The sequence below is a fragment of the Rhodothermales bacterium genome (assembly GCA_034439735.1).
Classification (GTDB): domain Bacteria; phylum Bacteroidota; class Rhodothermia; order Rhodothermales; family JAHQVL01; genus JAWKNW01.
In genome coordinates this window covers 1-10614 of sequence record JAWXAX010000138.1, presented here as the reverse complement: position 1 = coordinate 10614, position 10614 = coordinate 1, and the positions used below count along the sequence as shown (strand labels likewise).

At 62.5% G+C, this 10614-nt stretch carries 8 protein-coding genes; 6 read left to right on the top strand and 2 right to left on the bottom strand.

The features are described from left to right. Together SH809_10950 and SH809_10945 are read right to left on the bottom strand one after the other, a co-directional pair. On the bottom strand, nt 1-449 hold a 449-nt coding region (locus SH809_10950), incomplete at its 3' end, for a four helix bundle protein (protein ID MDZ4700214.1). 169 nt (nt 450-618) lie between these two features. After that, entirely contained in the window at nt 619-1512 is an 894-nt protein-coding gene (locus SH809_10945) for a cation diffusion facilitator family transporter (GenBank protein ID MDZ4700213.1), read from the bottom strand. A 192-nt stretch (nt 1513-1704) separates the two neighbouring features. Between SH809_10945 and SH809_10940 the strand changes: the two genes are divergently transcribed. The 6 genes from SH809_10940 to SH809_10915 all read left to right on the top strand — a co-directional run. After that, on the top strand, nt 1705-4935 hold the full coding sequence (locus SH809_10940) for a DUF1553 domain-containing protein (protein MDZ4700212.1): 3231 nt from the start codon (nt 1705-1707) through the stop codon (nt 4933-4935). After that, the gene (locus SH809_10935) at nt 4932-6419 is read left to right on the top strand and encodes a DUF1501 domain-containing protein (protein MDZ4700211.1); all 1488 of its coding nucleotides are present in this window, start codon (nt 4932-4934) and stop codon (nt 6417-6419) included. Before SH809_10940 ends, SH809_10935 begins: the two co-directional genes overlap by 4 nt. 81 nt (nt 6420-6500) lie before the next feature. Further along, nucleotides 6501-7301, top strand: a complete 801-nt coding sequence (locus SH809_10930) for a hypothetical protein (GenBank protein MDZ4700210.1) — start codon at nt 6501-6503, stop codon at nt 7299-7301. A gap of 286 nt (nt 7302-7587) precedes the next feature. Next, nucleotides 7588-8319 carry a hypothetical protein gene (locus SH809_10925; GenBank protein MDZ4700209.1) on the top strand — a complete coding sequence of 244 codons (732 nt, stop codon included), beginning with the start codon at nt 7588-7590 and terminating at the stop codon, nt 8317-8319. Nucleotides 8320-8497: 178 nt separating this feature from the next. Beyond that, nucleotides 8498-9190: a hypothetical protein gene (locus SH809_10920; GenBank protein MDZ4700208.1), complete on the top strand. Its 693-nt coding sequence runs from the start codon at nt 8498-8500 to the stop codon at nt 9188-9190. Between the two features lie 825 nt (nt 9191-10015). Beyond that, nucleotides 10016-10614 (top strand): ATP-binding protein (locus SH809_10915; GenBank protein MDZ4700207.1); only part of this gene is annotated, 599 nt, incomplete at its 3' end.

Sequence of the window (10614 nt, the reverse complement as noted above, 5' to 3'; positions counted from 1 at the left end):
GGGGATTGAGGGGGGTGTTTAGCGGAGGGTTTGCGGGCGTGGTGATTGCGTTGGGCGGTCTGGATGCTTTTTACCAGAATTGAAATCAGTTCGTCGGCCTCCTTGCGTATGGGCTCGGGGTTGGGGTCGATCGGGTAGTTCATCTGGGTGATGAACTTGAGCCAGACCTGCGTTTCGCGCAGTTCTTTGACGGCGATTTTGAGTTTGTGGATGAAATCGGGGCGGGATTCAGCGCCCTGAGCCTCGGCATACTGCGCCGCAGGCGCTGTCCCGGCCCGGAACAGTTGACTCGCGACATGCCGCCCGGAAAATGTCTGAGGTAGGCTTTCCGAAAGCGTACAGACACGGACCGCAAATACAATGAGCCTGTTCTCCATCTGAACCGCGCGGATCGACGAAGGTGCATCGGGATCGTCATCCGCCGGCTCTGCATTCGATGGTGTCATCATGTTGGGCATTGGTGAATGGTCTGTAGCGAGGAGCTACAGATGCAGGATATTCGCTGAATCTGGAAGCCATCCGCTCTTCTCTACCTAGACGTAAATTAAAGCCTCCACATACCCTCCCCCTCAACGAATCACCCCCATCGCTATTCGCTACTCGCTTATTCACGACTCGCTAATCCCGGAGCCTCGCGACGGGCCCCAGGTGTTTCGCCTTTCCTTCTGGCTCGACGTGGATCGTGACGCTGCAATCGGCGATGCCGGCGACGAGGGCGGTTTCGAGACGGTCGCAGATGGCGTGGGAGGCTTCGACGGACATCGACCCGGGGACGACGAGGTGGAATTCGATGAACCGGTGCCGGCCGGCGGTGCGCGAGCGGAGGGCGTGGGCCTCGATGGCGCCGTCCATGGACGTGCGGATGATCTGCTGGATGTCGTCCATTTGCGCGTCCGGGAGGCTTTCGTCCATGAGCCCGCCCATCGACTCGCGCATGAGGCGGAGGCCCTCGATCACGACATTGATCGCGACGGCCATGGCGAGGATGGGATCGAGGATCCACCAACCTGTCGCATTGGCGAGGAGGATGCCGACCAGCACGCCGCCCGTGCTCACGACATCCGTCCACAGGTGCTTGCCGTCGGCCACGAGGGCCGGCGAGCGGCGTTTTCGGCCCGTGCGGATGAGGAATGCGGCCCAGGCGGCGGTCAGCACGCCGGCCAGCGACGAAAGCGCGAGGCCTGCCGTCAGCCCTTCGAGCGGTACGGGCGCCAACAGGCGGGCGCCGGCGGCGCGGGCGATCTCGACGGCGGCGAACAGGATCAGGGCCCCCTCGGCGACGGCCGAGAGGAACTCGGCCTTGGTGTGCCCGAACGGATGCTCGCGGTCCGGCGGCTGCGCGGCGACCTGGATGGCGTACAGCGCCATCAGCGCGGCGGCTACGTTGACGATGGACTCCAGCGCGTCCGAGTACAGCGACACCGACCCCGTCAGCGCATAGGCCGCGTATTTCAGTCCCAGGATGCCGAGGCTGAACAGAATGTTGTAGCGGGCAAGCGCGATGGGGGTCATAGCGATGGCGTCTGGCGGGGAAAGGCATACCCGCCACGCGGGCAGGCGATCCCGCAATTTTTCACTGCGAGGTTCGACATTTCCCTGGCCATCGCCGATATTCCTCCACTACCTCATCGCGTTTTCTGGCTCATCGCGTTTTCTGGCTCATTGCGTTTTCTGGCTCATTGCGTCTTTTGGAGTGGACACGGCATGCCGCTATCTCGTAGCTCGTTTCTTATTCCGCTCGTTGCTCTGTTTGCGTTCGCCGGCTGCTCGGGACCGGAATCCACTACCCAGGCGACGGCCGTCGTGCCGGCGGTGGTCGATTTTAACTTTCACGTCAAACCCATCCTGTCCGACCGCTGCTTCAAGTGCCACGGGCCGGACGCCAACACGCGCGAGGCCGGCCTCCGGCTCGATACCCACGAGGGCGCGCTCGCCGCGCTGACCGATGAAGACGGCCAGCCGACGGACCAGTTCGCCATCGTGCCGGGCGACCCCGGCGCCAGCGAGCTCGTACGCCGCATCCACCACGAGGACCCCGAGGAGCGGATGCCGCCGGAGGACTCGAAGCTCGAACTGACCCCCACCGAGATCGCCATCCTCGAAAAATGGATCGAGCAGGGAGCGGCCTGGAAAGAACACTGGGCCTTTACGCCGCCCGCGATGCCGGCCCTCCCCGACGTTCGCCGGGCGGACTGGCCGCGCGACGCCATCGACCGGTTCGTCCTCGCCGGCCTCGAGCGCGAAGGCCTCGCGCCTGCCCCGGCGGCCTCCCGCGCCGAGTGGCTCCGCCGGGTGTCGTTCGACGTGACCGGCCTCCCGCCGTCCCTCGCCGAAATCGACGCTTTCCTGGCCGATGACGCTCCGGACGCCTACGAGCGTGTGGTCGATCGCTTGCTCAACTCGCCGGCCTATGGCGAGCGCATGGCCTCCGTGTGGCTCGACGCCGCCCGGTACGCCGACTCCCACGGCTACCAGGACGACCGCCCCCGGACGATGTGGCCCTGGCGGGACTGGGTCGTCCGCGCTTTTAATACCAACCTCCCCTACGACGACTTCATCACCCATCAGCTCGCCGGCGACCTGTTGCCCAACGCCGGCTACGAGGAACGCCTCGCGACCGGCTTCAACCGCAACCACGGCATCACCCAGGAAGGGGGCGTGGTGAACGAGGAGTACATCACCGAATACGTGGCCGACCGCACCCACACCGTCGCCACCACATTTCTCGGCATCACGGCGGATTGTGCCCGTTGCCACGACCACAAGTACGACCCGATTTCTCAGCAGGACTACTACAGCCTTTTCGCGTTTTTTAATACGATCGACGAGCGGGGTCAGATCAACTACTTCGACCTTGCGCCGGCGCCGAATATGCGGGTCGAGGATCCCGTCATCCAGGCCCTGGCGGACTCCGTCCGAGCCCGGATCGGACGGCTGGAAGCTCTCGTCGCCACGCGCGAGGCGGCGCCCACGCCGGCGTTTGCCGGTTGGGAGCAACGCGGTTTCGCCGAGGCGGATCTCATGCGGGGCCTGGATGCCGGCCTCGTCGTCCATCTCCCCCTCGATGAACTGACCCACGAGGCCACGCCGGCCCTCCAGGGGAATCCAGGGTACATCAACACCCGGCTCATCAACGTCCTCGCGCCGCCCGAAGTCGTCGACGGCTACGCCGGCCGGGCGTTTGCGTTCGACGGTCATAATTACCTGGATATCGGGGATGCGGCGGACTTCGAGCATGCCAGCGCCTTTTCTCTTGGCGCATGGATCCGCCACGAAGGCGCGCGCGACCGCGACGCGGCCCTCATCGTCAAGCGCAACGAGGAGCAGAAACGCGGCGGCTATCAGCTTACCCTCACGAAAGACCGCCGGCTCCGCGCCAGCCTAATCCACGACGCCGGGGGAGAAGAGGTGCAGGTGGTGACAATCGCGCCGATTCCGGAGGGCGCATGGACCCACGTCTTCGCGACGTACGACGGCTCGGGGCGGGCAGCCGGCGTGGCGTTGTATATCGACGGCGAAGCGCAGACCGTGAAGGTGGAGTCGGACAACCTCGAGCGCCTCAGCATCCTCAATGGGAACGAGGTGCTGATCGGCAACTGGAACACTCGTGACACGCCGAATGGTGCGATCGAAGGGTTTCATGGCGGCGCGATTGACGAGGTGCGGATCTATGGCCGCATGCTGTCGCCCCTTGAAGTGGCGCAGCTCGCCGGCGGCCGGCCGCTCGCCAGGGTGTCGGAAGCTACGCCACCGGCCGGGTTCAGAAACGATCTCTACACCCACTACCTGCTCCACGAGGACGCCGAGTACCTCGGATGGCAGGTTGTACTCGACAGCCTACGGCGGATTCCCATCGAGATTCCGTTGGTGATGGTGATGGAAGAGATGGCCGAGCCCCGGCCGACCCACATCCTCGCGCGCGGCGCCTACGACGCTCCGACCACCCGGGTGGAGCCTGGCACACCGGCAGCCATCCTCCCGTTTCCCGATGACTACCCACGCAACCGCCACGGGCTCGCCCGATGGATGACCCATCCCGAGCACCCGTTGACGTCGCGTGTGCTCGTGAATCGCGTCTGGGGGCTGTTGTTTGGGCGGGGGATAGTCGCCACGCAGGAAGACTTCGGGAGCCAGGGCGCGCTGCCGTCGCACCCCGAGCTGCTGGACGCACTGTCCGTTTGGGTGCAAGAAAGTGGATGGGACATCAAAGCCCTCATCCGCAAGATTGCGCTGTCGGCCACGTATCGGCAGGAGGCCCGCATCTCCCCCGAAAAATTGGCCCGAGATCCACAGAATATCCTGCTCGCCCGAGGTCCTTCGCAACGGCTGACGGCCGAGATGGTGCGCGACAACGCCCTGGCTATCAGCGGGTTGCTGAATCCCGAGATCGGGGGATGGTGGGTGAAGCCGTACCAGCCCGGGGAGATCTGGAAGGAGATGGCAAACCAGATCGGCGAAAACAAATACCGCCCGAGCACCGGCGACGACTTGTACCGGCGCAGTGTGTATTCGTACTGGAAGCGGACGATTCCACCGCCGGCGATGCTCACGTTTGACGCCGCGGAGCGGGCCGTCTGCGTCGTCAAGCGGCAATCGACCAGCACCCCGCTGCAATCACTCGTGCTGCTGAACGACCCCCAGTACATCGAGGCCTCGCGGGTGCTCGCCACGCGCCTACTGCGCGGGGACGACGCCATCGCGACGGCGTTTCGGATGGCGACATCGCGGGAGCCGGACAACCGCGAGCGGGCGATTTTGAGCCAGTTATTCGAGGAGGAGCGGGCCCGGTTCGCCGCGGCGCCGGCCGAGGCCGAGGCGTTGCTGGGCGTCGGGGCGTACGGCGTCGATCCGGCGGCCGATCCCATCGACCTCGCGGCGATGACGGTGGTGGTGAGTACGATCTTGAACATGGACGAAGCGAAGATGCGGTCATGAATCCAGACAAACCCTTGATCTATTCCGGGCCCGAACACGAGGCCGCGCTGTGCACGAACCGCCGGCACTTCCTATCCACCCTTAGCCTCGGCATCGGTGGGGCAGCGCTGGCGTCCCTGTTGCCGGGGTGCAGCATCGGGCCGAACCCGGGCGCGGCGGGGCCGTCGGCCGGCGGGTTGTTGCAGGCCGGCCATCTGGCGCCGCGCGCAAAGCGCGTGATCTACCTGTTCCAGAGCGGCGGGCCGTCGCAGATGGATCTGTTCGACTACAAGCCGCGCATCGCCGAGTTACACGGGCAAGAGCTGCCGGATTCCGTGCGGAACGGGCAGCGGCTGACCGGGATGACCGCCGGCCAGAGCACCTTCCCGATGGCGCGCTCGTACTTCGACTTCGCGCAACACGGCCAGAGCGGGGCGTGGGTGAGCGAGTTGATGCCGCACACGGCGAAGATCGTCGACGAGTTGTGCTTCGTGAAGTCGATGCACACCGAGGCCATCAACCACGATCCCGCCATCACCTTTTTTCAGACCGGCTCGCAGCAGCCTGGCCGGCCCAGCATGGGGGCCTGGCTCAGTTACGGATTGGGGAGTGAGAACGAGAACCTGCCTACGTTCTCTGTGCTGCTGTCCCGCGGATTGCAGCGGCCACAGCCGATCTATTCGCGGCTCTGGGGCTCCGGCTTTCTCGCGTCGATGCACCAGGGCGTCCAGTTCCGCTCCGGCAGCCAGCCCGTGTTGTACCTGGACAATCCGCCCGGCATCGGGGACAAGGACCGCCGGCGGGCGCTGGATTACCTGACCGAGCTGAACACCCTGCGCGCCGAGACCTTCGGCGATCCGGAGGTGCATTCCCGAATCGCCCAGTACGAGATGGCGTACCGGATGCAGACCTCCGTGCCCGAGGCGATGGACCTCTCCGACGAGCCCGACTCCATCTTCGAGCTATACGGCCCGGACTCCCGCCGGCCCGGCACCTATGCGGCGAACTGCATCCTCGCGCGCCGGCTGGCCGAGCGCGGCGTGCGGTTCGTCCAGCTGTATCACCTCGGGTGGGACCAGCATTCCGATCTGCCCCGCGAGATCTCGCTCCAGGCGCAGGACACCGACCAGGCGAGCGCGGCCCTCGTGACCGACCTCAAGCGCCGGGGTTTACTCGACGACACGCTCGTCATCTGGGGCGGTGAGTTCGGGCGGACGATCTATAGCCAGGGCTCGCTCACCCCCGACAACTACGGGCGCGACCACCATCCCCGCTGCTTCACACTATGGATGGCCGGCGGCGGCGTCAAGCCCGGGTTTACGTACGGCGAGACCGACGACTTCAGCTACAACATCGTGCGGGACCCCGTGCATGTGCACGACCTCAACGCCACCATGCTGCACCTGTTAGGCATTGATCATGAGCGGCTCACGTTTAAGCACCAGGGGCGGTACTACCGGCTGACCGACGTACATGGGAAGGTTGTCAGCGGGCTGATGGCTTGAGTGGGGCGTGATGGGGAATGGGGGTGGATAAATCGGACAGAAACTGGGCTCATTTCGGCCGGCGCCAGATCCGCCACCAGTATGTCCGAATTACCGCGGTGTGGTTTGGCTACGTTCGATGTGGCAAATCGCCTGTCCCCTGTACCAAACGTCACATCTGGAGGTAGTCCTATGAAATTGTCTTTTGCGAGTCTGCTGGTAGCGGGACTCATGCTGGCCGCGTGCGACACGGCGTCCCTGGAAACGGCCCCCGAATCCGATGCCTCAATGGCCGGCAAACGCAAGGTCAGCAGTACTGAAATGCTTGTTGGTTTTCCTGCCGGCGACGTTGGCGGAGGCGTGCTGGTGCCTGGTACGTTCTTCGTTCCCACGAGCGAGAGCGAATCCAAGGTCATCCGCACGAAGGACTTCGTCGAGTTTACCATCAATACGACCGGGCTGCCTCCGGGCGCTTACACAATCTGGATGTTCTCGGTGAACAGACCCGAAAAGTGTACCGGCAGTCCGTGCCCTGAATTGGATCTCTATGTACGCTCCGCGGAAACAGGCGCCTCCGCATTCTGGGTGACGGGAGGGGTTGTCGAAGTCGACGGTCACGGCTATTTCAAAGCGCGCGTACCAAAGGGGTATTATCCGACCGATCCCGATCAGATCGGATGGCCGGGTGAGGGGCTTCAGAATACGATGAGTTCTGAGATAAGCTTCGTCGTCAAATATCACGGCCTGCCGTCGAGTGATCCGGTTGTGTTCTACGATCAAACGCACACGCTACTGGGTAGCTGCTACGAAGGCGCCAACGCCGTGGATCTGGGCGAACCGTTCCCTGGCGTCGTTTTCAACGTCCAATGCTTCGATCCGCAATACACGACGCACGTGCCCTGAGCCCCCCTGTTTACTGCAAGCCCCGGACAACCCCCGTGACCCTGTGTCGCTGGGGGTTTTTGGGTTTTAGGGGGTTAGATAGACAACCAGCGAATCGCTAGAGGTGTATTTCGACCCTTCTGCGCATGACCCATTTATACCCCCATCTTGTCCGATTTGTCACTGTCCAGATCGGTTATCCTGAGGCGTCAATTCCCGCGTGATCGGCAGGCGTCTATTCCCCGTTCTGGTCGTGCCGCCGTGTGCGCATCCTCTGTACAATGGCGAAATACAGAAAGGTGGTCGTATGAAAAAAAGTATGATGCAGGGCTGGTATGCCCTTCTGGTACTGAGTGTGATGAGTCTGGCCTGTGACACGGCCGGCACCGATTCGATGAGCGATACCCCCCAGGCGGCCGCCGCCAGTCGACACGGCGGCGTTGAGGCGTCGCGCGTGTACCCCTGGATGGCGGCCGGGGACATTGGCGGCGGGGTATTGTCGCCCGGAGATCTGTTTCCGGCGACACGCGCCGCGAAGGCGACGCTGGTCCGCCATGACAACTCCGTCGAGGTCAGCTTCAGCACCGACGGTCTGCCGGCCGGCGCGTACACGGCCTGGTGGTCGCTGTTTAACAACCCGGACGTCTGTCTGGCTGCCGTAACGCCTGAGGTGGCTAACAGCCGCTGTGGAGGCGCGACCGACGACTACTTCAACCCCGAGACCATGGCGTCGGTGTATTACCTGGGCGGGGCCGTGGTGGAGGCGGGCCAGATCTGGTCGTTCACGGCGAAGACGGCTGTGGGGGATGACCTGGGCGCACCCGGGTTGCAGCTGATCCTGGGCTCCGGGCTGGTGTATCCGGACCAGGCCGAGGTTCAAGTGGTGCTCCGTTACCATGGGCCGGCGTCCGACGATCCGGCTGTTCAGTACGAACAGACCCATACCTTTGGCGCAGAGTGCCTCGAAGGGGCAAACGGAGTGGACGTCGGTTTCGGGCCGGAATGCTTCAACCCGCAGGTGGCAGCGTTTGGCGGGTGAAGGAGGGCCTATCCGTGTGATTGGGATAGGACAAACAACCGGCGCGAATGCGTCATGACGCTAGTATCCCCGCTGATGTCCCATGCTACCGATACAGGAATCCCGAGGTTCAGCCTGGCATCAATGCTACTTACAGGCTGTCGTTCTCAGTGTCCATTAACTCAAAGAGGTACACATCATGAAAACCCTATCCTTTGCCGTAGTCTTGTGCATCGCGTTTTTCGTCGGCGCCTGTGACACGGCCGAAGTAACGCCCCCCGAGTCGCCGGCTTCGGCAAGCCGAATCGTCAGCTCAACCCCCGTAATTCCCTTCCAGGCGTCCGGGTCGGTCGGCGGGGGCGTGCTGGATGTCGGGGTGTTCTTCCCGCCCACGGACGGGAGTATCTCGAAGTTGGTGCGGACGGCCGACTTCGTCGAATACACCATCCAGACGGGCGGATTGCCCCGGGGCGCCTACACGGTCTGGTTCATCGTGTTTAACAAGCCGGAGGAATGTTTAACGAGCCCCTGTGGGGAAGAAGATCTGTTCGTCCGGACCGCCATCGTGGATGCGTCCGCGTTTTGGAGCGCCGGCAATGTGGTGGATGCCTCCGGGAACGGGTATTTCAAGGCCCGTATTCCCAAAGGGTATTTCCCGACGGACGTCGATCAGATCGCCTGGCCGGGAACCGGACTGGTGAACACGCTCGGCGGCGAATTTCACCTGATCATCAAGTACCACGGACTCGCCTCCAACGATCCGGATGTGCTGTATGAGCAGCTCCACACGCTACTGGGTAGCTGCTCCGAGGGCGCCAACGCCATCGATTACGGGGAAGCCAATGGTGGCGTCCAATGTTTCGACCCGCAGCTGGCGGTCCACGTCCCCTGAGCCTCCCTTTTTACTGCAAGCCCATGGAAGCCCTCGAGACCTCGGTTTCGAGGGCTTTTTGGTGATGCACGATTGACACGAGCGAGCTCTGATAGAAGGGCACGATCACGTATTTACGGGATTGATTTAGTATGGATAGAGTGCTTATTAGTGGATGTGGTCACGTGTGGGGAAGGGGAAAATTGGCGGCCAGCCTGGAGCTTTCGAGCAATGATCTGGTCTGCCCCATATTCTTGGTCGCCGATGGATACATCAATTTATCTTATCAATACGTTTATTGCTATTGGTGTTTTTGTCGTTTGTTATTTGCTTATTGCCGTTGGGTTATATCGACATGATCCGAGTCGTGTTAACGGTCATCTGGTGGTTTTTTTAGCCGCCTTTTTGTTTTGTTTGGTCGCACAGGCCGTCATGAATCTCGGAGGTAGTGATCTTATCGCGTTCTCCATCGCGCCTGCTTTTCTGCCCATTGTTGCCCTCGTATATGTTCTGCGAGACCTGGTGTGGATCGATGTGAGACTAGGGAGATATCTTGCAATATTCTTCGTTGGAACGACTGTTTCGATCCTGCTATTGTTGTATGATAACCCTTTCTGGATTGTGGCATATCCCGTTGTTTTTGGATCTATTTATCCAGCAGGAGAAACGTTGATTATCATTTATAGGACAAAGAGAAGTGAGCTCTCATACGCGGGTTCAGTTCTTTGCTTAATTAGCGTTTTGCAGATTATCCATGTCCTTACCTTCCCCATTTTACGCCTTAATGAGCCCTATGCCATTGTAGGTCATGCAATTTCTAGTGCTTTTGTTGTTGCCAGCTGTTTTATGGCAATGGCCGCGGTACTCGAAAAAACTGCCATCGAGCGAACGCGGACAGAAGCGACTGCTTCCCTCCAAACCCGTTTCTTCGTCAACCTCTCCCACGAATTCCGCACGCCCCTCACCCTCCTCCTCGGCCCCATCCGCGATGCCCTCGCCGGCGCGTACGGGGAGCTCAACCCCCGCCTTCGGGACCAGCTCGGCCCCATGCTCCGCGCGGCCGACCGGCTCCACCGGCTCATCAACCAGCTGCTGGACCTCGCCCGGCTCGAGGCCGGCGGCCTCCGCCTGGAGGCCCGCGCCGGCGACCTCGTCGCTTTCCTCCGCGCCCTCACCCTCTCCTTCGCCTCCCGCGCCGAACGGGAGGGCAAGTCGCTCCTGCTCGAGGCCGGTCCCGAGGGCATCGAGGTGTACTTCGACCGGGACAAGCTCGAGAAGATCGTCTACAACCTGCTCTCGAACGCCTTTAAATTCACCGCCGCCGGCGGCAAGATCCGCGTGGCGGTGGAAGCCGTGACGGGCACCGTCCGGATCACCGTCCGCGACACCGGCGAGGGCATCCCGGCCTCGGAGCTGCCTCACATCTTCAACCGCTTCCACCAGGC

Bases quoted from the DNA above. Each gene is read 5' to 3' on its own strand.
- SH809_10945 (MDZ4700213.1), bottom strand. From the start codon at position 1,512: ATGACCCCCATCGCGCTTGCCCGCTACAACATTCTGTTCAGCCTCGGC.
- SH809_10940 (MDZ4700212.1), top strand. From the start codon at position 1,705: ATGCCGCTATCTCGTAGCTCGTTTCTTATTCCGCTCGTTGCTCTGTTT.
- SH809_10935 (MDZ4700211.1), top strand. From the start codon at position 4,932: ATGAATCCAGACAAACCCTTGATCTATTCCGGGCCCGAACACGAGGCC.
- SH809_10930 (MDZ4700210.1), top strand. From the start codon at position 6,501: ATGTCCGAATTACCGCGGTGTGGTTTGGCTACGTTCGATGTGGCAAAT.
- SH809_10925 (MDZ4700209.1), top strand. From the start codon at position 7,588: ATGAAAAAAAGTATGATGCAGGGCTGGTATGCCCTTCTGGTACTGAGT.
- SH809_10920 (MDZ4700208.1), top strand. From the start codon at position 8,498: ATGAAAACCCTATCCTTTGCCGTAGTCTTGTGCATCGCGTTTTTCGTC.